The 21,609-nt window shown below is 63.7% G+C and carries 19 protein-coding genes and 1 pseudogene; 10 read left to right on the top strand and 10 right to left on the bottom strand.

Annotation, left to right across the window (positions count from 1 at the left end; all coding sequences use genetic code 11):
- Window positions 1–38 precede the first annotated feature (38 nt).
- From IV500_RS01320 to IV500_RS01305, 4 genes are read left to right on the top strand one after another with little or no spacing between them, the layout of a single operon-like run.
- On the top strand, window positions 39–1,802 hold the full coding sequence (locus IV500_RS01320) for a nitrite/sulfite reductase (protein WP_196395035.1): 1,764 nt from the start codon (window positions 39–41) through the stop codon (window positions 1,800–1,802).
- Window positions 1,799–2,599 carry a phosphoadenylyl-sulfate reductase gene (locus IV500_RS01315; protein WP_196395034.1) on the top strand — a complete coding sequence of 267 codons (801 nt, stop codon included), beginning with the start codon at window positions 1,799–1,801 and terminating at the stop codon, window positions 2,597–2,599. The genes IV500_RS01320 and IV500_RS01315 overlap by 4 nt, the downstream gene beginning before the upstream one ends.
- Window positions 2,596–3,591 (top strand): sulfate adenylyltransferase subunit CysD, encoded by a 996-nt coding sequence (cysD, locus tag IV500_RS01310; protein WP_196395033.1) that lies wholly within the window; start codon window positions 2,596–2,598, stop codon window positions 3,589–3,591. The genes IV500_RS01315 and cysD overlap by 4 nt, the downstream gene beginning before the upstream one ends.
- The gene (locus IV500_RS01305; RefSeq protein ID WP_196395032.1) at window positions 3,591–5,075 is read left to right on the top strand and encodes a sulfate adenylyltransferase subunit 1; all 1,485 of its coding nucleotides are present in this window, start codon (window positions 3,591–3,593) and stop codon (window positions 5,073–5,075) included. The genes cysD and IV500_RS01305 overlap by 1 nt, the downstream gene beginning before the upstream one ends.
- A gap of 82 nt (window positions 5,076–5,157) precedes the next feature.
- Here the strand turns inward: IV500_RS01305 and IV500_RS01300 are convergent, their stop codons facing one another.
- From IV500_RS01300 to IV500_RS01280, 5 genes are all read right to left on the bottom strand, one after another.
- On the bottom strand, window positions 5,158–6,543 hold the full coding sequence (locus tag IV500_RS01300; RefSeq protein WP_196395031.1) for an MFS transporter: 1,386 nt from the start codon (window positions 6,541–6,543) through the stop codon (window positions 5,158–5,160).
- A gap of 32 nt (window positions 6,544–6,575) precedes the next feature.
- Window positions 6,576–6,779, bottom strand: a complete 204-nt coding sequence (locus IV500_RS01295) for a hypothetical protein (RefSeq protein WP_196395030.1) — start codon at window positions 6,777–6,779, stop codon at window positions 6,576–6,578.
- Between the two features lie 137 nt (window positions 6,780–6,916).
- Complete coding sequence (locus IV500_RS01290; protein ID WP_196395029.1) at window positions 6,917–8,584, bottom strand: sensor histidine kinase; 1,668 nt, start codon at window positions 8,582–8,584, stop codon at window positions 6,917–6,919.
- A gap of 2 nt (window positions 8,585–8,586) precedes the next feature.
- Window positions 8,587–9,249, bottom strand: coding sequence for a response regulator (locus IV500_RS01285; protein ID WP_312875782.1), 663 nt, complete (start codon window positions 9,247–9,249; stop codon window positions 8,587–8,589).
- Window positions 9,250–9,785: 536 nt separating this feature from the next.
- Window positions 9,786–10,973 (bottom strand): sensor histidine kinase, encoded by a 1,188-nt coding sequence (locus IV500_RS01280; protein ID WP_196395027.1) that lies wholly within the window; start codon window positions 10,971–10,973, stop codon window positions 9,786–9,788.
- A gap of 140 nt (window positions 10,974–11,113) precedes the next feature.
- Between IV500_RS01280 and IV500_RS01275 the strand changes: the two genes are divergently transcribed.
- The 4 genes from IV500_RS01275 to IV500_RS01260 all read left to right on the top strand — a co-directional run bounded on the left by IV500_RS01275 (window position 11,114) and on the right by IV500_RS01260 (window position 13,893).
- Window positions 11,114–11,797, top strand: a complete 684-nt coding sequence (locus IV500_RS01275; protein WP_312875781.1) for a response regulator — start codon at window positions 11,114–11,116, stop codon at window positions 11,795–11,797.
- 185 nt (window positions 11,798–11,982) lie between these two features.
- Window positions 11,983–12,516 carry a CcdC protein domain-containing protein gene (locus IV500_RS01270; RefSeq protein WP_196395025.1) on the top strand — a complete coding sequence of 178 codons (534 nt, stop codon included), beginning with the start codon at window positions 11,983–11,985 and terminating at the stop codon, window positions 12,514–12,516.
- A gap of 20 nt (window positions 12,517–12,536) precedes the next feature.
- Window positions 12,537–13,289, top strand: a complete 753-nt coding sequence (locus tag IV500_RS01265; protein ID WP_196395024.1) for a CPBP family intramembrane glutamic endopeptidase — start codon at window positions 12,537–12,539, stop codon at window positions 13,287–13,289.
- Window positions 13,258–13,893: a TIGR03086 family metal-binding protein gene (locus tag IV500_RS01260; protein ID WP_196395023.1), complete on the top strand. Its 636-nt coding sequence runs from the start codon at window positions 13,258–13,260 to the stop codon at window positions 13,891–13,893. The genes IV500_RS01265 and IV500_RS01260 overlap by 32 nt, the downstream gene beginning before the upstream one ends.
- A gap of 151 nt (window positions 13,894–14,044) precedes the next feature.
- Here the strand turns inward: IV500_RS01260 and IV500_RS01255 are convergent.
- From IV500_RS01255 to IV500_RS01245, 3 genes and pseudogenes are all read right to left on the bottom strand, one after another.
- Window positions 14,045–14,319: pseudogene (locus IV500_RS01255) on the bottom strand (AAA family ATPase); the annotation flags it as partial.
- 44 nt (window positions 14,320–14,363) lie between these two features.
- Window positions 14,364–14,705, bottom strand: a complete 342-nt coding sequence (locus tag IV500_RS22230) for a Mu transposase C-terminal domain-containing protein (protein ID WP_446680226.1) — start codon at window positions 14,703–14,705, stop codon at window positions 14,364–14,366.
- Window positions 14,706–14,780: 75 nt separating this feature from the next.
- Complete coding sequence (locus IV500_RS01245) at window positions 14,781–15,995, bottom strand: M20 metallopeptidase family protein (protein ID WP_196395021.1); 1,215 nt, start codon at window positions 15,993–15,995, stop codon at window positions 14,781–14,783.
- Window positions 15,996–16,129: 134 nt separating this feature from the next.
- Between IV500_RS01245 and IV500_RS01240 the strand changes: the two genes are divergently transcribed.
- Together IV500_RS01240 and IV500_RS01235 are read left to right on the top strand one after the other, a co-directional pair.
- Window positions 16,130–17,059: an ABC transporter substrate-binding protein gene (locus IV500_RS01240; protein ID WP_196395020.1), complete on the top strand. Its 930-nt coding sequence runs from the start codon at window positions 16,130–16,132 to the stop codon at window positions 17,057–17,059.
- Window positions 17,060–17,763: 704 nt separating this feature from the next.
- Window positions 17,764–18,813: a DNA topoisomerase IB gene (locus IV500_RS01235; protein WP_196395019.1), complete on the top strand. Its 1,050-nt coding sequence runs from the start codon at window positions 17,764–17,766 to the stop codon at window positions 18,811–18,813.
- Between the two features lie 64 nt (window positions 18,814–18,877).
- Here the strand turns inward: IV500_RS01235 and IV500_RS01230 are convergent, their stop codons facing one another.
- Window positions 18,878–20,323, bottom strand: a complete 1,446-nt coding sequence (locus IV500_RS01230) for a PucR family transcriptional regulator (RefSeq protein ID WP_196395018.1) — start codon at window positions 20,321–20,323, stop codon at window positions 18,878–18,880.
- A gap of 331 nt (window positions 20,324–20,654) precedes the next feature.
- Window positions 20,655–21,609: HNH endonuclease (locus IV500_RS01225; protein ID WP_230854327.1), on the bottom strand; the 955-nt coding region annotated here is incomplete at its 5' end.

Raw genomic sequence — 21,609 nt, 5'->3', positions numbered from 1 at the left:
TCTTTTGAGTGCGTAAACGACGCACCTACGCTCGGGACATGACACAGACAGCTATAGCCGGCACGATCCCGGAGTCCGCAGGCTCTGACCGTCCCGGCCGTCCCGACCGCCCCACACGTCCAACCCGTCCCGCCGCCAAGCCGCACGGTCAGTGGAAGGTGGACGGCACCGAGCCGCTCAATGCCAACGAGGTGTGGAAGCAGGAAGACGGCGGTCTGAGTTGCCGGACCCGGATCGAGACGGTCTACGCGAAGCAGGGTTTTGACAGCATCAGTTCCGATGATCTGCACGGCCGGTTCCGCTGGTGGGGGCTGTACACCCAGCGCCGGCAGGGGATCGACGGCGGCAAGACCGCCACCCTGGAGCCGCGCGAGTTGGAGGACAGGTACTTCATGCTGCGGGTAAGGATCGACGGTGGTGCGCTGAGTACGGAACAGCTGCGGGTGATCGGCGGTATCTCCACCGAGTTTGCCCGCGGCTCGGCGGATCTGACGGACCGGCAGAACATCCAGCTGCATTGGATTGAGATCGAGAACATGCCGGAAATCTGGCGACGGCTGGAATCCGTCGGGCTCTCCACCACGGAGGCCTGCGGGGATGTTCCCCGGGTGATCCTGGGCAGCCCCGTGGCGGGGATCGCCAAGGACGAGGTCATTGACCCGTCGGAGCTGATCAGCGAGCTCAGCGCGCGTTTCATCGGGGACCCGGACTTTGCGAACCTGCCGCGCAAGTACAAGACTGCCATCACCGGGCACCCGTCCCAGGACGTGGTGCATGAAATCAATGACTTCGCCCTGGTGGGCGTGGTGCATCCGGAGCTGGGCCCGGGTTATGACCTGTGGGTGGGCGGCGCTCTTTCAACCTATCCGCGGCTGGCCGAGCGGCTCGGCGCGTTTGTCGCGGCCGAAATTGCGGCGGATGCATGGGTGGGTGTGACCAGCATTTTCCGCGACTACGGCTACCGGCGGATGCGCAACAAGGCGCGGCTGAAATTCCTGCTGGCGGACTGGGGAACGGAAAAATTCCGGCAGATCCTGGAGGACGAATACCTCGGGTACAAGCTCCCCGATGGTCCTGCTGCGCCGAAGCCGACAACTCCCGGGGACCACATCGGCATCCATGAGCAAAAGGACGGCAATTTCTTCGTCGGCGCCGCGCCCACCGTCGGCCGGCTGTCCGGGGAAACCCTGACAGCGCTCGCGGATACGCTGGAGGCACACGGTTCCTTCCGATTGCGCACCACTCCGCACCAGAAAATCGTGATCCTGGACGTACCCGGGGACCGGGTGGAATTTCTGGTCACCGAGCTGGAGAAGCTGGGCCTGAGCGCGCGGCCGTCGCTGTTTCGCCGTTCCACCATCGCCTGCACCGGCATCGAGTTCTGCAAGCTCGCCATCGTGAACACGAAGGACACGGCGGCGACAGCGATCGCGGAGATGGAGCGGCGGCTGGCGGATCTGACCGACAGCGGCGAGCTGACGCAGCCCATTGCGCTGCACATCAATGGTTGCCCCAACTCCTGCGCGCGGATCCAGACTGCGGACATCGGTCTGAAAGGCATGATGCTGCCAACGCCCGACGGCGACCCCACGCCGGGCTTCCAGGTTCACTTGGGCGGCGGGCTGGCTGCCGTGGACCGGGCCGAGGCCGGGCTGGGCCGTACCATCCGCGGACTCAAGGTCACTGTGGCTCAGCTGCCGGACTATGTGGAACGCGTGGTGCGGGCGTACGTTGCCGGCCGTTCCGGGGACGAGTCATTCGCACAATGGGCGCTGCTGGCCGACGAGAGTGTGCTGCAATGAGCGTCGCGGCTCTCCACGCGGCCGCGGCCGGCCTTGGTCGACCACCGGCAACTGCGGTGATCGGCCAAGGGAGCCCCGGCTGGCGCTTGGAGGTCCCCCGTCGCAGCCGGGAAGAGCTGAAGGCCCTGGCGGAATCCGGTGCTGCCGAGCTGGGCTGGAATGCTCCCGCGGAAGATGTTATCGCCTGGGCAGGGCGGAACTTCGATGTCCGCGACGTCGCCGTTGCCTGCTCCATGGCCGATGCCGTGCTGCCGGCCCTGGTCGCGGATCAGCTGCCCGGGGTCGACGTGCTCTTCCTGGAGACCGGTTACCACTTCCCGGAAACCTATGCCACGCGGGATGAAGTCGCCGCGAACCTGAACGTGAACGTCGTCGACGTCCTTCCGGAGCACACCGTGGCCGAGCAGGATTCGCTGCTCGGTAAGGACCTCTTTGCCCGCGATCCCGGCCGGTGCTGCGCGCTGCGCAAGGTGGCCCCGCTGCGGAAATCGCTGTCCGGGTATGAACTTTGGTTCACCGGAGTGCGCCGCGAAGAGGCTCCGACGCGGATCAACACACCGCTGGTCAGCTGGGATGGAGCCAACGGTCTAGTCAAAGTCAACCCGATCGCGTCCTGGACCTTCGACGCGGTGGTGCGGTATTCGGAGGACAATCTGCTCCCCGTCAACCCGTTGCTGAGCCAGGGCTATCCCTCGATTGGCTGTCTGCCCTGCACCCGCAAGGTTGCTACCGGCGAAGACCCCCGTGCCGGCCGTTGGGCCGGAACCTCCAAGACAGAATGCGGACTGCATACATGAGTATTTACACGACCGAGGACACTACGCTGGCCTCCGATGACACCCGCGCAGGCGCCAAAGTCAGCGCCGGCGCGGCATTCGGCGCTGCGGCGGCACCGCCGCGGATGACCTCCCTGGATGTATTGGAGTCCGAGGCCCTCCACATCATCCGCGAGGTGGTGGCAGAGTTTGAACGTCCGGCACTGCTGTTTTCCGGCGGGAAAGACTCCGTGGTCATGTTGCATCTGGCAACAAAGGCGTTCTGGCCCGGTAAGGTCCCGTTTCCCGTGGTCCATGTGGACACCGGCCACAATTTCCCGGAAGTGATCGCGTTCCGTGACCGCACCGTTGAGCGGTTGGGGCTGCGACTGGTCGTTGGCCGCGTTCAGGACCACATTGACAGCGGTGAGCTGGCCGAGCGTGCCGACGGCACCCGCAACCCGCTGCAGACAGCGCCGCTGCTGGAAGCCATTAGAGCCAATAGGTTCGACGCGGTCTTCGGCGGCGCCCGCCGCGATGAGGACAAGGCTCGGGCCAAGGAGCGGATTTTGAGCCTCCGCGACGATTTCGGCCAATGGGATCCGCGCAATCAGCGCCCCGAGCTGTGGAATCTGTACAACGGCAGGCACACCGTAGGGCAGCATGTGCGGGCGTTCCCAATCAGCAACTGGACCGAACTGGATATCTGGCGGTACATCGAACGCGTTGGCATTGAGCTGCCGGGCCTGTACTACGCACACCAACGCGAGGTATATGCCCGCGACGGCATGTGGCGGGCCGTCGGCGATGTCTCGCTTCCCCGCGCAGACGAGCCCGTCCTCACCAAAATGGTGCGCTACCGCACCGCCGGTGACATGTCCTGCACCGGCGCCGTCGAATCCACCGCTGCCACCGTGGCGGAGGTGATCCGCGAAGTAGCGGCATCCACCATTACCGAACGTGGTGCCACCCGGGCCGATGACCGGATTTCCGAGGCAGCCATGGAAGACCGCAAGAAGGACGGCTATTTCTAATGACTATCAGCACACAGACATTCGCGTCCGGTGTGGGCCCACGCCCGCACGGTTCCCTGGCCGAGCGAGAGGTTAGGGAACGGGTGGGGACGCTCTTCCGCTTCGCCACCGCCGGATCCGTGGACGACGGCAAATCAACGCTCGTGGGCCGGCTGCTGCATGACAGCAAAGCCATCCTGGCCGACCAGTTGGAGTCGGTCACCCGGGCCTCTGCGGCGCGCGGTTTTAACGGTGGCGAGCCCGGCAGCGAACCCGGCAGCGAACCCGGCAGCGAACCCGGCGGCGAGCCCGGTGGCCAGCAGATCGACCTGGCGCTGCTCACAGACGGACTCCGCGCGGAACGCGAACAGGGCATCACCATCGACGTCGCCTACCGCTACTTCGCCACCGACCAGCGCAGCTTCATCCTGGCGGACTGCCCCGGGCACGTGCAGTACACCAAAAACACGGTGACCGGCGCCTCCACGGCCGACGCCGTCGTCGTCCTCATTGACGCGCGCAAGGGCGTGCTGGAACAGACCCGGCGGCATCTTTGCGTGCTGCGGCTGCTGCGTGTGCCGCACGTGGTGGTGGCTGTGAACAAGATTGATCTGGTCGGCTACAGCGCAGAGGTGTTCACCGCCATTGCCGACGAGGTACGGAAAGTCAGTGCCCGGCTGGGGCTGGCGGATGTGCTGGTGGTCCCGATTTCAGCGCTCTCCGGAGACAACGTGGTGGATCGGTCCGCACGCACTTCCTGGTACACGGGACCGAGTCTGCTTCAGATTCTGCAGGCGCTGCCCTCCACCGATGAGCTGGAACGCGGGCAGGAGCCCTTCCGATTTCCCGTTCAGCTGGTGATCCGGCCGCAGGGTGCGTTGGCGCCCGAGCTGGCTGCAGAGCCTGCGGAAACGGGCGACGGCGGCCCGGACACCTTCCGTGATTACCGCGCCTATGCGGGCCAGCTGGCCTCCGGGTCCGTCGCCGTGGGGGACCGCGTGACGGTACTTCCTTCCGGGCTTAGCAGCACCGTCGTTGGCATCGATTTTGCCGGAACTGACATCAGCGTTGCAGTGGCGCCGCAGTCCGTCTCGCTCCGGCTGGCCGATGAGATCGACATTGCCCGCGGGGACCTCATCGCGGCCGCGGGAACATTCGTCGCTCCAACGCAGGACCTGCACGCCGAGCTCTGCTGGCTCTCGCCTAAACCACTGTGCGAAGGCGCCAAAGTCCTGATCAAGCACGGCAGCAGGACCGTGACGGCACTGGTTCGCGCCGTCACGGGGAAGCTGGACCTGGCCAGCTTTCAGGAACAGGCGGCTTCCGGTCTGGAATTAAACGACATTGGCAGCGTGCAGATCCGGCTGGCTTCAGCGCTGCCCGTTGAACCGTACGCGCGGCACCGGCGCACCGGAGCGTTCCTGGTCATTGATCCGCTGTACGGCAACATCCTGGCCGCCGGACTGGTCAAGGACCATCCCGGCGACCATGAGGATGAGCGGTAGATGATCTGAGCCGGAGGGGGTCAGAAGTCGTCGGCACAAGCATTAGGGCCACCTTGGCCCGAATGCCGTGCTGTGTCCACTTTCAATGGCCCTGGAAACGGTGGATCGGCCGTCCGGGAACAGATCGGTCAGTTCGCCGACGCCGGACCCCAGGGCTCTGCGCAGTCCGGGCGATCTCAGCGGCATGGTCCGGCCATCGCTCGGAGTTGGGCAACGTCCGTAGACCACGGTCGAACATGGCCAAGACGGCCGCCGTCGCGCAGATCCCGGAGCACAGGACCAGCGCCCCTGCCCACCCCCAGGCCGCGTATCCGAAGCCGGCGACCAGCGGTGCCAGTGGGACAGCGCCCATGGCCAGCACGTCCAAGGCACTGGTGGCGCGGCCGAGTAGCCGCGTGGGGACGGCCACCATGAAATAGCCGAGCAGAGAGGCATTGATCGCCGGCGCGGCGACCATGCTGGCCGCCAGCGCGGCACAGATCGCTGGCAGGGTTTGAACGAACGGGAGGACCGCCACGGATCCTGCGACAAAGATCAGCCCGAGGGCGCTCAGCCGGCCGGTAGGCACGCGACGAACCAGTACCGGGGCGACCAAGGCCCCGGCCAGCATACCGACCCCGATGGCCGACGTGGTCAGACCGATCGTCGCAGGGGATTCGCCGCGCTGTTGCAGGCCGAACACTACAGTGGTCAGCGCGGCGTTGATGCCGAGGTTCACGATCGTAGAAATTATCATGACCCCGCGAAGTTCGGGTCGGTGGAACAGCCATGACAGTCCCTCCCGCGCCTCATTCAGGTACCCGGTTCGCGCGGCGGGCTCGCGCGCGGGGCGCAGATCAGCGCGGATGCGAAGCACAGACAGTGCACTGATCACCTCCAGGATGCAGGTGACCAGGAACGGGACTGCATGGCCGAGCACCATCAGCACGCCGCCCAGAGGACCTCCGGAGAGCGCGACGACGGCGTCACGGCCCTCATTAGCGGCAACGGCCGAGCCGACGCTGCGCGGGGCGACCACCGATTTCAGCGCGGCATTCGTTGTGGAGTCGAACAGTCCACCGCGGATGTTCATCAGCAGGTTCAAGGTGCTCAACAACCAGAAGCTCATGAACCCGGCGAGTTGCATCGCCGCCAAAGCTAAGGCGAGCACGGCACCGGAGGCCGCCCCGATCACGATGAGCCGCCGGCGGTTATACCTATCGGCGAGGACCCCGCCGGGCACGGTCGTCAACAGCCGGCCGACTTGGCCAATGGCAGCGACCATTCCTGCCTGGACTGGGCTGCCAGTCACATAAAGAGCCAGAAGCGGGACGGCGAAGTTATGCAGGCTCCGCGCCAAAGCGCCCCCGGTGTCGGTGGATAGCCACCACACGTAGTCCAAGTTCCGCCAGAGTCCCTCTGACGGACCGGTTGGTGCCTCCGTCACTGGTTGCGGGAGGAGGCTGGGTGGCTTCGCTGTGATTCTCATGACGGTGCTCCTCAGCCGGGACAGCATGCTTCTCATTGGCCGAAGCGCTTGAGTAAGTCGGCCAAGTGGAAGATCCGGCGTGCATAGGTTCTGCCGGTCCAGCGCGGGAAGAGAAGATGCAGCCTTCGGCGTATCGGTATGGTCTGACGCTGGCCACTCGGGACGTGGGTCTGCCGGTACCGCAGCAGATCATTGAAGTGGGCCTGTGCCAGTTGCTGCGCGTAATAGGGGTCCATGATTGATGTCCTTTCGTTGTGCACCGCTTGGTGTACAGGAAAAGCATCGCTCGAGCAGGGTGGCCTTCACATCGGCACAATCGCCGGATCAGGTGGGGCCTGTGGCCGGTGCAGCATCGGCGCGATGACGTAGACGGTCAGGCGGTAAACGGCACCGCGACCGTGATCTCGCATCCTCGACCGGGACCGGAATCGGAATCGAAGGTTGCACCGATCACCTCAGCCCGCTCTCGCATCGTCATCAGGCCGAGGTGCCCGGGCCGCTTTATGGATGGATCAAACCCTGCCCCGTCGTCGCGCACCCGAAGCACCAATCCGGCGTCGGTGCACTCGACGCCGACGTCGACCCGGGTAGCGCCAGCGTGCCTGACGATGTTGTGCAGCGCTTCCAAAGCGATCCGGTAAAGGTGCTCCTCAACCGCTGGATCGAGTCGGAGCCGGGACTCCGGTGCATACACATTGACTGTGAGTCCTTCACGGGCGGTGATGGCGGCGGCCTGCTTGGACAGTGCCACGGCAAGGCCCGCGGCTTCCAAAGTGCGCGGGCGAAGCTCGAAGATCAGAGCGCGCATCTCCGCCAAGGCTCCCTGCGCCAAGCTGTGAAGCTGCTCGATCTCGATCGCGACGGGGTGATCACTGGGCAGATCCGTCGATTCGAGGTAGCGCTGAGCGGTCCGGGCACGCAGGGTCATGGAGAACAACGATTGGCTCACCGAGTCGTGGAGCTCACGGGACAGCCGCTGCCGCTCCTCCAAAGCGGCGTTCCGTTCGGCCGCCCGGTACAGCGTGCTGTTGCGTACCGCTACCGCAGCCTGATCGGCCAGAGCCACGAGGTAGCCCCGATCATCGTCGTCGAGGTCCTGCCCGGGCGCGAGATAGACGGCAACCTCGCCTACTACCACCCCGGATACAACGAGAGGCAGCAACGCCACGTCCCCCCAGGGCGTGGCCTCGGTGAGATATGGGTGAACGGGTGCCAGTGATGGGTCGGCGAGGGCTGCATCGCGGAACCCACGGCGTATGGTGCCCTCGTACTCTTCGACCCCAACCGGACGCCTACCGCGGATATTCCATACCTCTTCGATGGCTCCCGCGAAGCCCTCACCGAGGACTGTGTCGGCCCAGGCGATGGCCGGTCCGCGGCCGTCCTCGTCCCAGCACACAATGCTGCAGGCAAGCCCTTCGGTGGTCTGATGGACGGCGTTGACCACCAGTGACAACGTCGCCGACAGCGGCTGGTCCACACTCATCCCGGCTGCGACTTGGGAGAACGTCGCGATCCGTGCTTCCAGGCGCTGGAAGGACCGCACGCGATCGGTGGCATCGGTGACGATGTCGACCATGCCGACTACACGGCCGTCGCCGAACAGCGGCGCGAACACCACGTCCCAGTAAGTATCAGTTCCGGGAATAGTGATCCGTTGCGCCGCTTGACGAATCACTTGGCCGGCGAGTGCGATGTCGGCCATCTGCCGAATGGCCTGCTCGTTCCCCGGGATCAGCTCATTGAGGTGCCGCCCAGGGGTGGTGTGATCCGCCGAAACCCCCAGGTAGTGCTCGAAGAATGCTGTCCATGTCTTGTTGCAGCGGTGCAGACGCAGGTCAGTGTCGAAAATGGCGATACCCATCGGCACCCGGTCGAAAAAGATCTCGAGCAGCTGACTGTCGAGCGGCGAGTCGCTCAGCGGCACGTCATCGACCACCGGTTCGGTGGGCATCGAGGTGCTGCGCAGGGGATCACGCTCGGCAGCCGCGGGGACGCCATCAGAGGATGAATGGGCCAGGGCGCCTCGGCCTTCCTTCATGGCTACGGTTCACCGGCTTTGTCAACTAGTCCTTCGCGCACTGCCCACATCGCAGCCTGTGTGCGGCTGGTCAGCCCGAGCTTGGCCAGGATATTGGAGACATGGGTCCGGGCCGTGCGTTCGGCCAGTCCCAGAGTGCGGGCGATCTGGCGATTCGTCGCGCCGGAGGCGATCGCAACGATGACTTCACGTTCGCGCGTGGTCAGCGGCGCCTGCTCGTGCTTTGGTGCGCGCAGGGAAGCAGTCAGCGCGCGGGCGGCAGCCGGATCGAGGTTGACCTCACCCGCGACCGCCGACCTGATGGCGGCGGTAACATCCGGCGCGTCGGCGTCCTTGAGTAAGTAACCGGCTGCACCGGCCTCGAGGGCGCCCCGGACCTTCTCCTCCTCCACAAAGCTGGTCACCGCGACGACCTCGATCTCCGGCCACCGCTTCTTCACTTCTCTGGTCGTGGCGATCCCATCCATCCGAGGCATCATCAGGTCCATTAAGATCACGTCCGGCCGCTCACCTGCCCGGTCGAGCACCGCGATCTCCGCCAACGCCGCGATTCCGTCCGAGGCCTGACCGACCACTCGCATACCCGGCTCCCCACCCAGATAGGCGGCTAGCCCAGTGCGAACGACCCGGTGATCGTCGACTAGGAAAACGCGGATTTCGCCCACACCCACTCCTATCCCATTCACGCGCTCCATGCTTACCTAAGTATCGGACGTGACCCCACACACCACAACGATGAGTCTGTCACTACGCGCTGGATGATAGTCAACTGGAACGGTCCTTTCAGGTGGAAATATTTGGATATGGGGTACGACAGCTGTCCTTGGGCCTCACCTAGCGGCCAGCTTGTAAACTACATACATGTTCGTAGACTGGTTATCCTAGTTTTGCAACGTCCGTATCAGTGGACGCGTGCGAAGCGCCCCCACCAAAAAGCAGTACGAGTTTTTGTCCGCCGGCAAGAGCTGTTGATGACCTGAAGTTGCTCCCTTTGGATTCGCTCGTCACCGTGGCTGCTCTGCCGGCCAATGAACGGGCCGTAAACTCAATAATCTTTGCAGAACGTGGCCGGCAGAGGCGCACACCAGGAGGTATGTGTGCGCCACGGTTCTTAGCCGACGGCTACTTCGGCCACCGGGCTCCTACATTTGAGGCTCGGTCGCGGCGGGCTTGCAGGTTGATTGTTCGTGGTGCCCGTCCTTCACCCGCCGGATATCGGAGGCTCGGACGGGAACCGGGCAGGTTGCTGATCCCTAGCCAGAGCGTAAGGAAGGGAAAGGTGCACGCGGAAACCGTTTTGGACGGGTCCTGCTTTCACAGTGCCACCGGCGAGGTCGGCGCGTTCGGACATGCCGGTGAGGCCATAACCGGGATCCGTCGCCGGCTTGTGGGTGCCGCCGCCGCCGATGTTGGTGATCTGCAGGTCCACGGTGTCTGGGCGCCAGGAAAGTTCGACGTCGACGTCGGCTCCGGGGGCGTGTTTCCTTACGTTCGACAGCGACTCCTGGGCGGTCCGATAGAGGGCCAGCGCTGCTGCCGGGGGGAGCGGGACGGGTTGTCCATCGACGCGATAAGTGGCCGCACCGTTTGAAACGAGCCGGTGTTGGTCAAGGAGGGAGCCGATCAGTTCCGGCCCGGGGATGTCCTGACCTCGAAGGGTCCGGACGGCCCGGCGCGCCTCAGCGAGACCGGAGCGGGCCAGCTGCTGTGACTGCTGGATCGTCTCGAGCAGGCGGGTATCGGCGTTGGTGCTTTGAGCCAGTAGGCGCGCACCTTCCAAATGGAGCGCCAGGCCCGACAGTGTGTGAGCCAGGACGTCGTGCATTTCCCGGGCAGTGCGTCCCCGCTCGGCTGCAAGGGAGGCTTCCTGCTCCGCCTCGCGGCTGGCCTGCAGTTCCTGAAGGAGCCCTGTAATGCGCAGCCGCTGCTCCTTTTCCCGCCGGAGCAACGTGCCAACAAGGAAGAAGAACGCCGCGCCTGCGTCGGTGGCCAGGATCAATGTGAGGGCGGAATGCCCGGAGCTGAGCTGGAGGACGTTGAACGCCAGCACCCCCAGCATGGTCACGGCGGCCAGAACGGGCCGTGGGGGACGCAGGGGAGCGAACGCTGCCAGCAGGAACAAAGCGATGACCTCGCCTGCCGGGTCCGCGGTACGCATACCTACCACGGCCAGCGCCATCAGCCCCGTTAGTGCGGCATAAGCGCCCGGGGGAAGAGATTCACGGATCAGGAAAGGTATAGCGGCGGCGGCGAAAACCAGTGCCGCCACAAAATTGACGAGTCCGGGGCCGCCAGTAGCGAACCCGGTACCGCCGAGGCCTGCGGTGAGGACCACGAGGGCAACCATGGCCAGGCCCAGCGGTGTGAGCCATTGCCGGGAAGGAGTCATGGCTGGAATCCTTCCACAATCCAACTGCGTCCTGCTCCACCCCGGAGTGGAGATTCTCCCGCGACTATCCGTCGGGTGGTCGACCAGCAGCGCCATTTCCCTGTGAGATGCTGGTGGCATTTAGTGGAAGGGAGCCGGCTGTGAGTGAAACCGGAGTTCGGGTGCTGATCGCGGACGATCAGAAAGTGGTTAGGGACGGCCTGTCCATGATTCTGGGTCTTCTTGAGGGCATCGAGGTCGTCGGGGCCGCTGTCGATGGTGCCGACGCCATCCGTCAGGCCCGGATGCTGCAGCCTGACGTTGTGCTGATGGACCTTCATATGCCGGTCTTGAACGGGGTCGAGGCTACGGACCTCCTCAGCCAGGAAATGCCGGCCGTGAGGGTAGTCGTCCTGACCACCTATGCGGGCGATCAATGGGTGTTCTCGGCGCTGCGGGCGGGAGCGCGGGGATTCCTGACCAAAGACGCTGATGCTCAGGAAATCCGGCATGCGCTCGTTACCGTGGCCGCCGGTGAAGCGCAGCTGGACCCCACCGTCCAGCGGCGCCTCCTCGAGGCCCTGACCCGCGGTGACCATGCGGGTTTTATCGCCGACGCCGGTGACAAGCAGCCCTCCGAACGGGCCCATGGTTTGACCCAGCGGGAAACCGACGTCCTGGTCCTCGTAGCGGAAGGCTTGTCCAACCGGGAAATCGCGGCCCGTTTGTTCGTGTCCGATTCAACGGTAAAAACCCACATCAATCACCTGCTCGCCAAGACCGGCATGCGGGACCGGGCCCAGCTGGTCCGCTACGCCTTCCGCCACCGTTTGGTCACCGGCTGAACTCAACCAGCGGAACTCGACCGGCCAACTCCACTCACGGGCTGAGGTGTCCACCTTGGGGTGGATAAACAGACCGGTGCGGAATCCACCGAGGGGCCGAATCGCGACTGGATTCGCCTGCGTAGCTTTGAATAAAGCACAGCCCACGGGCTGCCCACAGTCCCAGATACGCACCGGAGAAGCTCATGACCACCGCACAATGGCTGCTCAACATCGGCCTCCTGATTTTCATCCTCGCCACGAACCTCGGCACCCGGCCGGTCACCCGCCGCCGGCTGGCCCTGCCGTTGCTGCTCGCCGCGGCCGCTGGGATCCTGCTGCTGTTCAACGTCCCGACCCGGGGTAACGACGTCGCCTTGGACGTCATCGGAGCCGGCGCAGGCGTGGCCCTGGGTATCCTTGCCTCGCTGCTTATGCCGGTGAAACGCCGCGCTGACGGAACGGTGGCCAGCAGGGCCGGGGTGCTGTATGCCCTGTTGTGGCTGCTGGTCATCGGAGGGCGGATCGCGTTCGCCGAGTCAGCGAACGGGTGGGCCGCGAGGGGAATCAGGGACTTTTCCATCAGTAACGCCATCACGGGAGCCGATGCCTGGACCGCGGCCTTCGTGATCATGGCGTTGTCCATGGTCACCGCCCGGGTAATAACAACCTTGGCCCGATGCCGTGCACTGCCCGCCCGAATCGGTACGGGCGCACCCGTACCTGCCCACGATTACTAAGCCGAAGGGAAAGCGACATCATGATTGAAACTTCAAGCGCAGCCCTGGACCGTCCCCTGCGCGCAGCCTTGGCCCTGACAGGGATCACCGCAGCGGCAACCCTGGCCGCGGCGCTGCTGATCAGCTGGCTCGCCCCTGGTCTGGAGCCGATGCAGCAAAGGTTCATCGCCGTGCTGGCCTTGGCCCTCTTCGCCTGCATTGTCGTTGCCGCCACGAACAGGAAATTGTTCACCTCCGGTCGGGTGCGCCCGGTGCTGCTTATCGTTCCCGCGCTGGTCATCCTGGCGCCCTTCGCGGCTGGTATCAAAAACGTCGGGCTGCAGGCCAGCACGATAATGGTCCTGGGTTATCTGGCCACCGGTATCTACGAGGAGTTGTGGTTCCGTGGGCTGGTCCTGAAAAGCTTGGCCTCGTGGACGCCGGTCAGGGCCGCCTGGCTGTCTTCCGCGCTCTTTGGCGTTATGCACCTGACCAACATTGCCTTCGGCGCGAACCCCTCGATCACCTCAGCACAGGTTGTCGGGGCTGCGTGTTTTGGGATGGGCCTGGCCGCGCTGCGGCTGCGGAACGTCTCACTGTGGCCCCTGATCATCCTCCACGCCCTCGGGGACATCGCCCTCCAGTTGGGGGATGTGAGCAACATATGGCGGTGGATACTCATGATCGGCGGCGACGTCATCCTGCTCGTCTTCGGACTGCTGATTCTGCGCACGCGCCGCACCAGTCCGGCCAGCACCACCAATGCCGGCTATTCATCACCGGCAACAAACTGAACATCGACAATCGACCGCACAGAAAGTTAAAGACATGGAATCACTGCAGGCATACTTGCAGAGGGCTCACGCAGCAACAGCGGCTGTGTTTGACCGCCTAAGGGATGACCAGTGGGCCCTATCCACACCATGTCCGGCGTGGGATGTACGTGCACTGGCGAACCATATGGTGGGCGGCTATCGGCTCTTCGTGGCAGCGAGCTCAGGCTCGGACGACGACGCAGACTTCGAACGTGACTGGCTCGGCAATTGTCCGAAAGAGGCATACCGGACTGCGGCCGCGGAGGTGCTTGCAGCCTGGCGGGTTCCGGGTGTTCTCGATCGGCCACTCAGCATATCCATCGGCGTGGTTCCAGGCCGTCTGGGGGCTTTGATTCACCTGACCGAGGTCGTGGTTCACGGAATCGACCTGGCGGTCGCCACCACGCAGGAAGAGTTCATCGACGAAGAATTGGCGCAACAACTGCTGAACACGATGCTCGAGTTGGGAACGATGGAACGGTTCCGTGCACCTGAAATCTTCGGACCCGAAAAAAGTGCGCCCCCGACCGCGCCAGCCCACCGTCATCTGATGGCTTTTCTAGGAAGGCCAGCCGACTGCTAACCCATGCCTGGCTGACCATGAACTCGGCAGCCTTCCGCAGGTGGTTCGCAATTTTCGCGTTGGGGTTGTCATTGGTCACACCGACCGCTGTCGGGGCAATCCTTTGACTGTTAGTTCGGAATCGCGGTTTTTCGCAGTCAGGTTTGGGGATTTAGCTGATTCCGACGACGAGGGTTGAGCGTGCAGCTTCAATGACGTCGTCGGTGATGGTGCTGAGTTCGTTGATTTTCATGACCCGTTCGATTTGGGCGAAGAGACGGTTGATGAGGCGGAAGTCGCCTCTGGTGTCCCGGGCGACGGCGGAGATGGCCTCGGAATCGGTGAAGTCGTCCGGTCCGAGCTCTGAACGAGTTTGTGCCATCGGCGCTCCAGAACGAAGTTCAGTTCTTCCTGAACGAATGGGCGGTAGTCGTGGGCGAAGCCAACGGTCGTCCTCTCACAGTGCGTAGCTTTGGGGGCGCTTTGCAGGTTCAATGACAGGGCACGGGGTGGGAGCGGGTTTCGTAGATGCTAGGTTCGGCATGTGCCGAGCCACGACGACGATCCGCTGGTTGATTTGTCCGCGCAGTTCCCGGCGGCAGGCCGATTGTGCGGCCTGGATGTTTTTGAGGGCCAAGGTGGAGATTTTTGTGGTCGGGGTTCACGGCTTTGCAGATGAACTGGTTCTTGTGGAAGACGCAGATCTCGGTGATGTCCCGTGGGTCGTAGCGAACCATGACTGGTTCGCGGATGTAGGCGACCAGGAGTGTGGGGACGTGTCCAGAGTCCCTGGAAGTACACTCCGTCGCAGTGGACGATCCGCGGCTTGGCAACGGTCAGCAGCAACAGGCGTAGTTCGTCCAAGGCTGCAGTGCGACTCATGGCGTGGGGTACCTCGGGAAACCTTGTTAGCGGCCGGTGGCCCGTCGAAACGCCAGCTCCGCCAGGGCTGCCGCGGCCCTGGGGACCACGGCATCGTCGAAGGCGGCACGCGGCGAATGGTTGCTGGCAGCGGACCCAGGGTCAGCTGCCGTCGACGCGCCGAGCATGATGAACGCTCCTGGCACCTCCCGCAGAACGTGGGAGAAATCCTCCGAACCCGGCACGGGAAACTCCATTTCCCGGAAGCTGCCGGCGCCGAAGACGTCGGTGATCACATCGCGGGCGTAGGCGTATTCCGAAGCGTCGTTGACCGTCACGGGATAGTCCGGCGCCACCGTGATGTCCACCGTCATGCCGTGCCCCTGGGCGAGGCCGTGGAACAGGCGCTGCAACTCGGCCAGCAGCCGTTCCTTGTGGTCCGGGGAGAAGGTCCGCAGCGTCACGTCGAACGTCGCATCGTCCGGGATGATGTTTCCGGCCGTTCCGGCCACCAGCTTGCCGACCGTGGCCACCACGGGATCGAAGACGTTGAAGTGGCGGGTCACCACCGTTTGCATGGCCAGCACCATCTCGCAGGCTACTGGGACCGGGTCACGAGTCAAATGTGGTGTTGATCCATGGCCGCCCTCGCCGCGGACGGTGACGAACAGTTCGTCGCAGCTGGCCAGCAGCGGGCCCGGCCTGGAGTAGAAGACGCCGTTGTCATACTCGGCTGAGAAAACATGAAGTCCGAATGCCACATCCGCACGCCTCCCGGCCGCGTCCAGCACGCCGTCGGCTACCATGAAGCGGGCGCCATCGTAGGCTTCCTCCCCGGGCTGGAACATGAAGACTACGTCCACAGCCAGCTGGTCCCGGCGTCCGTGAAGCAACCGGAGCGCGCCGTAGAGAGCTGCAGTGTGCACATCGTGACCGCAGGCATGCATGACACCGGGGATGGTTGAGCTGAATTCCAGGCCCGTTTCCTCGGTAACCGGCAGCGCATCCATATCTCCGCGCAGCAGCACCACCTGCCGCCCGCCCCCGTCGGGGTTGTCCTTGCCGCCGCGCAACACCACCGTCACAGAGCTTTGGCGCTCGCCGAGGCTGACTTCCAAACCGTCCAGGTCGCTGATCTTCGCCAGCACCAAGGCCTGGGTCCGCGGTAGCTGCAGACCGATCTCGGGAATCCTGTGCAGCTCGTGCCGGAACCCGATCAGCTCGTCCCGAATCTCCTGGGCATGGTCATGAATGGATTGCATTTCCGTCCTCACAGTTGGTTGTCTCAAGGTACCCGATGTCAGGATATGACGTATCAATTTGACAAATATAGCGTCCGCCACACAATCTGATTCCAGTTCAGTCCACGCCTACCCACCCAAGCCGGAGGGTCCCCATGACCGCAAAGTCGATACTTTTGCTCTCGACAGGCCTGCTCGCCGTGGCGGCCCTGGCGCTGACCGGCTGCACCAATGCCTCCCAGCAGGGCGCAGCAGCGTCGGCCTCGTCGTCGTCCTCGTTCAATGTCTCCGCCATCCAGAAGGATGACACTTTGGCCGCCGCGGTGCCTCAGGCCCTGCGGGACAAGGGCACCTTGGTGATGGGCTCTGACACCTCGTATGCCCCGGCGGAATTCCTGGGCGGCAGCGACGGCCAGACGCCGATCGGCTACGATGTCGATTTGACCAAGGCCATCGGCGCGCTGCTGGGACTCAAGGTTGAGGTCCAGAGCGCCGCCTTCACCAGCATTCTGCCCTCGCTGGGGCCCAAGTATGACTTGAGTGCCTCATCCTTTTTCATCACTAACCAGCGCAAGCAGGCTGCAAACTTTGTGAGCTACCTCAGCGCGGGCACCCAGTGGGCCGTGCAGAAGGGCAACCCGAAGAAATTCAGCCTGGACGATGTCTGCGGTCGCAGCATTGGCGTGCAGACAGGCTCGTTCCAGGAGACCAAAGATCTGACGGACCGGAACGCCAAGTGCGTCGCGGCGGGCAAACCGGCCATCAAGGTCGTCAGCCTGCAGAACCAGACGGACGTCACCACCCGATTGGTCAACGGCAACGTGGATGCCATGCCCGCAGGCTCCATCACTATCGCCTATGCGATCACCCAGACCAAGGGCCAGTTAGAGACCTTAGGTGACGCCTACGACGCCTCTCCAGTAGGTATTGCCGTGGCGAAAAACGACCTTCCGTTCACGGACCTGGTGGCCAAGGCGATGAACAAGCTGATCGAGAATGGCGACTACAAGAAGATCCTCGACGAGTGGGGCGTCGGCAATGTGGCCATTCCGAAGGCCGAGGTCAACCCCGACGTCCCGAAATAGGCGTCGTACATTATTAGGTTCCCGGACCCTGATCGCGCAGGGGATCAGCCCACCTTGAAGGGACTGTCCAAGGATTTTAGGACCAGCTCCAGCCGGTCGAACCGGGCATCCCCCAACGGTCGTCCGGACAGGTCGGAGCCATTTCGCCGTAGGGCCAGACGTACAGAATCGCCCATAAAACTCCGAGAGGGTTTCCTCAACAGCGGACCTGGCCAGTCCTACCAGCCAGCTGTTCAAGCCGGACAGCCCTTCCTGCCGGGCCTGGGTAGATCTTCATCGGCTGGTGAACGAGCCGGCTGGAGCAAACCCGGGCCGGTCGGCCCGATCGGCCCTACCAAGGGGGTTGCGCTGGAAACCGTCACATACCTCCTGCGGGACCTGGCGCACCTACCGGCGGCCGCTAATGCTGACCCGGCCGTCGTCGTCGGACTGCTCGAATCCCGCGGCATTCACTACACAGGTTGGGACGGCAGGTTGGGACGGAACAGCCACGAAAAGGCGCTGGACGCTGCAGCCTCAGCGTATGGCGGGTCCTGCGGGAGCGCGTAAAAGTGGTGCCACGAACAGATGTGCTTGTCGTTGCCTGCGCCGCGTACATCCGGGTCTGAGGCAGGCGAATCAGTTCAGTAGGCTTACGATAGGCGAAAGCGACAGGCCGGTGCACCGTAATCCGGCTCGTTCCATCGTGGGCAGGAGGAACATCGGTGAGGCTTCGGCGCAGCAATACCTCCGGGCGCGGCTATCGCCGGGTCAGATCCGGCAGCGGGTTCAGTTACCGGGATTTTCGCGGTGAAACTTTGGTCCACGGGGCGGTCCGGGAACGCCTTGAGAGCATCGGTATCCCGCCGGCGTGGACGGATGTGTGGATCGCACCCTTTGAGAACGGCCATATCCAAGCGACCGGGGTCGACGCGGTTGGCCGACGCCAATATATTTACCACCCCACGTGGCGGGAGCAAAAGGACAGGGTCAAATTCGACCGCGCACTGGCCTTGGCAGAATCACTTCCGACCGCACGCCGACGCGTCACCATGGATCTGCGCAGCGATGGAATGGGCCGGGAACGGGTGCTGGCAGCGGCGTTCCGAATGCTGGACAGCGGCTCGCTTCGAGTGGGGTCGGAGCGATATACGAATGACAACGGTAGCCGCGGGCTTGCGACCCTGCTCTGCGCTCACGTCACCGTCAAAGGGGACACCTTATGCCTGAATTTCCCGGCGAAGAGCGGCAAGACATGGACATCTGAAATCACGGATCCCGATCTGGCGGCCATCGTCAGGACCTTGAAACGGCGCGGCGGCAAGGCTCGTCTGCTCGCCTACAAGGATGGACGCAGCTGGCATCCGGTGACCAGTGCGGAAATTAACGCCTATGTCAAAGACCACACCGGTGAGGATTTTACCGCCAAGGATTTCCGCACCCTGCGGGGCACTGCAGCGGCGGCGGCGAGTTTGGGGCGGATCGGTCCACAGAAAAAGGTGACCGACCGCAAGAAAGCGATTAGCCGGGCCATTGAGGATGCGGCCCAGGTCCTGGGAAACACGCCCACGATCGCGCGGAAAAGTTACGTCGACCCACGCCTGCTGGACCACTACACCGCAGGTGAGACAGTTGACCCGCACCGGCCGGACTCGGTGGAATCGGAGCTCCGGTCGCTGCTGTACCGCGAAGGCGTCGTTATCCCACTGAGTAAAAGTCTGCATCCGGAGAGCGCTGATCCCGGTAAGAGGACCGGTGGGGCAAAAGATGCCTAACCGGGGTGCCCTGGGCGCATTGGTGGTGGGGCACCGAGGACGACGACGGGGGACGGTTGAGCGGTTAGGCTCGGGCTAGCCGCCGCACGGCCAGAGCCAGCCATAACTGGACGCGGTCCGCTGTAACAGCCGGGTTATAGCCTGTCAGCTCGGCGATCTGCGTCAGCCGGTAGCGGACCGTGTTCCTGTGCAATGTCAGTGCTTCGGCCACTGCAGCCACAGAGCCATTGAGCTGCAGATAGCTTTCCAGCGTGGTCACTAGTTCAGCAGCGTGGGCGGCGTCAAAGGCCAGGAGGGGAGCCAACGCCTCGGTTGCCATGTCCGCCATCGGTACGTCCTCGCTTGCGAGCAGCAGCGAGGTCAGACTGAGCCGTTCCGGCACATTGACCGCAAGCCCACGGGAGGCGGCTTCTTTGGCTTCGAAATAGCTCCAGCGCAGTCCATTAGCCTGTGCATAGGTACCGCCGATCCCCACCGGCGCATTCACACCCACATCGGACACTTGCCGGCCCAATGCATGCCCCAAGGCCGAAGGGGAGCCGATGCCCGCCGGGCAGATTATGAGCAGTTCCTGCTTCTCCCCATCGCCCAAAACTGCGGACACTGCGGGTTCCAGCAGCTGCGGCAGTGCCATGGCGCCCAGTGTTCCCCCGCGGCCGGGAGGAGCCTGCACCAGCAGCACCATATTCTTGATCCCCGGGTTGACGCCTACACTCTGCAGCCGGGCAGCGGCGTCGGGACCCTCCAACGAGCCGCGGATAATATCCGCAATCACCTGCCCGGCGAGCTGGCGTGACGCGTGCCGGCGCTGCACCACGTTGTTGAGCTCGACGCCGATCAGACCCTTGGCATAATCGATAATCGCTCCGTCCTCGAATGGCTTACGCAGCCAGAGGGTGCTGGCGTCGCGCTTACCCGTTGCGAGAACCACCGGCAGCCAGCTGTCGTCATCGACGGCGGTGCCCGGGCAGGTGCTGAAAAGTTCGCTGTTAAACTGCGTCAATACTGCGTCCGTACGAATCATCCCGGCCAGCTTGACCAAAAGGGCGTTTAGCCCGCCGCCGGAGAGCAGCGATTGGGCCAAAATCTGGTGCTGGGTCAGCAGTCTCTCAAGCTTGGCGTAGTGATCCGCCGAACGGGAGTCCGCCACGAGCTTGCCAATGGCAATAAATGGGGTCCGGTACGGGACCTCCACGACGGGAACCCCCCAACGGTTCGCCTCCGCAATCAACGCCGGGGGCACCTGATCGTGCCCTAGCCCGATGCCAAAACCAATTCCAACGGCGCCGGCACGCTGTACTTGGCGGACAAACGTTCGCTGCGCGGCGGCCGTGACGCTGTTGAGCCCCGTAGTCAGCACCAGCTCACCGCCGCTGAGGAACGGCTGCGGATTCTCTAATTCGGTCACTGCGGCCCATTGGATTGGGGTTTTCAAGGTGCCCTGCGCGGCGCCAAGGTTTTTGAGGTGAAGCTGCGGCGCTGCCAGCAGATCCGCCAAAGAGATTACCATGCATTAACTATACAAATGCACTACAAGCGTCTGAGTCACCGTGCGGCAGCACCAATCTGGAGGTAGCGCACCGGGACATAGGGAAGTTGGGACGTGCGGGCCTAGAAACGTGGGAACGGGGAGGTCTAGGAACGTGGGAACGTCGGAACGTTGCAGGCTTTTGGCAGCCTGCCAAGTGGTGGACGTCGTTTCCTTGCCTGCCGTCGCTGCTTGCCTTTTCTCTAGCACGAATTGCAGGGTGCCGGGCAACCGTGGCGCAAGAGGGATGCAGCTGTTTCACAGCGGTGTGGCAATTTTCGCGGGGTGCCTGCTGAATTGGACGTGCGGACCCCTATATAGGCGACGATTCGTTCCTGTGGGTCCCGGGGAGCAGTGGGGCTGTGGAGGTGTAGTTGAGGCCGAGGGGTGTGGTGATTTTCACGGTGTGTCGTGGGGGTGTTCCGGTTGGTGGTCCGGGTGTTCCGGTGACCGGTCCGGGTGTTCCGGTTGGTGGTGGGGTTCGGGGTTGTGGGGTGGAGGTCCAGCCGGGTGTTTCTTTGCGGTAGTTGCAGCGTTCGCAGAGTCCTTGGCCGTTGAGTTCGTTGGTTTTCCCGTTGTTTTTGTTGTTGTGTTGGGTGTGGTGGGGGATGATGTGGTCGATGTGTCTGATGGGTGCGTCGCAGTAAGGTGTTCGGCAGGTTTGGTCTCTTGCGGTGATGAATCTGCGGAGTCCGGCTGGGAAGAGGCGTTGGGTGGAGTCCATGGCGACGAGGTTCCCGGTGCCGGGGGCGGTGTAGAGGCGGCGGATCCAGACCCGGAACGCCGGGTCTTCCATCGCCGCGGCGGGGTTATTGTTGGTTGTCTTTGTTCCGTGCTGGATGATGTTTCTGGCCCGGTGGGCGGGGATTGTTCCGTAGCCGGTGAGGTGGGCTGGTTCGCTGTCGCTTTGGAACAGGGTCCTATCGGTCATGACAAGTTGGATTTCCACCCCGCTGATTCCGCTGGGTGTTCCGGTGGTGCGGTGGATCAGGGTGTCGGCCATGATTTGTCCGCGGCCGCGGTGGTCTCCGCCGGCGCGGAGGGTGTCTGCTTCCCGGGATAGGGAGCCGTATACGCCGACGCCTTCAGCGACGGGCAGGAGCGCGGAGAGCCGGACCATCGCGTCGGGGGCCGGGCGTAGGCTGACGTGCCGGTCGTTGACGGCTTTCGTGTTCCGGGCCAGCATGGCGAGTGGGTCCAGGCGGTACGCGATCTTCTTGGCTTCGGCGCTGATTTGCTGGTATCCCATTACTGCCATGGTCCCGGTG

It is taken from the genome of Arthrobacter terrae (assembly GCF_015708085.1).
Classification (GTDB): domain Bacteria; phylum Actinomycetota; class Actinomycetes; order Actinomycetales; family Micrococcaceae; genus Arthrobacter_M; species Arthrobacter_M terrae.
This window is presented reverse-complemented; position numbering and strand designations above follow the sequence as displayed.

Excerpts from the sequence above, each read along its gene's own strand:
- IV500_RS01245 (WP_196395021.1), bottom strand. The coding sequence starts at position 15,995 with ATGCAATCCATTCATGACCATGCCCAGGAGATTCGGGACGAGCTGATC.
- IV500_RS01320 (WP_196395035.1), top strand. The coding sequence starts at position 39 with ATGACACAGACAGCTATAGCCGGCACGATCCCGGAGTCCGCAGGCTCT.
- IV500_RS01305 (WP_196395032.1), top strand. The coding sequence starts at position 3,591 with ATGACTATCAGCACACAGACATTCGCGTCCGGTGTGGGCCCACGCCCG.
- IV500_RS01295 (WP_196395030.1), bottom strand. The coding sequence starts at position 6,779 with ATGGACCCCTATTACGCGCAGCAACTGGCACAGGCCCACTTCAATGAT.
- IV500_RS01270 (WP_196395025.1), top strand. The coding sequence starts at position 11,983 with ATGACCACCGCACAATGGCTGCTCAACATCGGCCTCCTGATTTTCATC.
- IV500_RS01280 (WP_196395027.1), bottom strand. The coding sequence starts at position 10,973 with ATGACTCCTTCCCGGCAATGGCTCACACCGCTGGGCCTGGCCATGGTT.
- IV500_RS01240 (WP_196395020.1), top strand. The coding sequence starts at position 16,130 with ATGACCGCAAAGTCGATACTTTTGCTCTCGACAGGCCTGCTCGCCGTG.
- IV500_RS01290 (WP_196395029.1), bottom strand. The coding sequence starts at position 8,584 with ATGAAGGAAGGCCGAGGCGCCCTGGCCCATTCATCCTCTGATGGCGTC.
- IV500_RS01315 (WP_196395034.1), top strand. The coding sequence starts at position 1,799 with ATGAGCGTCGCGGCTCTCCACGCGGCCGCGGCCGGCCTTGGTCGACCA.
- IV500_RS01265 (WP_196395024.1), top strand. The coding sequence starts at position 12,537 with ATGATTGAAACTTCAAGCGCAGCCCTGGACCGTCCCCTGCGCGCAGCC.
- IV500_RS01300 (WP_196395031.1), bottom strand. The coding sequence starts at position 6,543 with ATGAGAATCACAGCGAAGCCACCCAGCCTCCTCCCGCAACCAGTGACG.
- cysD (WP_196395033.1), top strand. The coding sequence starts at position 2,596 with ATGAGTATTTACACGACCGAGGACACTACGCTGGCCTCCGATGACACC.
- IV500_RS01260 (WP_196395023.1), top strand. The coding sequence starts at position 13,258 with ATGCCGGCTATTCATCACCGGCAACAAACTGAACATCGACAATCGACC.
- IV500_RS01230 (WP_196395018.1), bottom strand. The coding sequence starts at position 20,323 with ATGGTAATCTCTTTGGCGGATCTGCTGGCAGCGCCGCAGCTTCACCTC.